A 267-nucleotide genomic window follows, 5' to 3' on the forward strand; every position below is an offset into this window, starting at 1 on the left:
GTAAATGTTCGTCTCATTCAAAAAACCTCCGCAACCCCATGTTTTCACATAACTGTTGCGTTGACCAATTGAATCTACAGCGGCTTTTTTTAATATGTCCCGTTCGTCGGTAACCCGTTTCAGCTCTTTCTGGAGACGGCGGATCTCGGCCTGAGCATCTGACTGTTCTTTATTAGTGGAAGAATCCGGACCGTACTTCTTTATCCAGGCGTAAAGGCTGTGGGTGGTGATATCGAGACGTGTTGCAACGCTGGCAACAGAATAACC

1 protein-coding gene is annotated in these 267 nt (G+C 46.8%); it reads right to left on the reverse strand.

What is annotated here, in order from left to right:
* Nucleotides 1-267, reverse strand: a 267-nt coding sequence (locus tag OGX94_RS00005) for a transposase (protein WP_286568451.1), incomplete at both ends; no start/stop codon positions are given.

Origin of the sequence: Citrobacter sp. Cpo037 (assembly GCF_030332945.1) — a bacterium.
GTDB classification, from domain to species: domain Bacteria; phylum Pseudomonadota; class Gammaproteobacteria; order Enterobacterales; family Enterobacteriaceae; genus Citrobacter; species Citrobacter portucalensis.